Source organism: Exiguobacterium sp. SL-9 (assembly GCF_004336985.1).
In the GTDB taxonomy this organism is placed as follows: domain Bacteria; phylum Bacillota; class Bacilli; order Exiguobacteriales; family Exiguobacteriaceae; genus Exiguobacterium.
On sequence record NZ_SJUO01000027.1, the window covers coordinates 1 to 419 of the forward strand.

Annotated in this window: 1 protein-coding gene; it reads left to right on the forward strand. The window is 39.9% G+C overall.

Translation table 11 applies throughout. From position 1 onward, the window contains the following. The coding region (locus tag EVJ34_RS15665; RefSeq protein WP_161568930.1) for a hypothetical protein at positions 1–324 on the forward strand (324 nt) is incomplete at its 5' end. Positions 325–419 lie beyond the last annotated feature (95 nt).

A 419-nucleotide genomic window follows, 5' to 3' on the forward strand; every position in this document is an offset into this window, starting at 1 on the left:
AGCTTAACCTCTGAAAGAGAAAGCAAAGCTAGACAAGCAGAAATGAAAATCAAGCCAAGAGATACTCGAACTAAAAATAGTCAAACAAGGGTGACCATGACTATGTCAGATATTACTGACGGTCAAGGAAAAGTGATGATTCCTAAAGAAGAATTTGTCTTTAAACAAGCAGGACAGGAAGAAAGTCTTGGGGAGGTTCAATTTCAAGTCAACCAGTCCTACACCTATGATGCTGCCAACGGGTTATTATTACGCTTATCTAATCAAGATCAACCTGGTTTGTGGCAAGGAACTGTTACTTGGAACTTTATAGATGCGCCTTAGAAAGGAACGTCACCAAAACACCTAGAAAGGGGGAATGAGTATGAGATTAACGACCTTTCTAAAGCCATCTAAAAACTGGTTGCGTTGGATGAGTA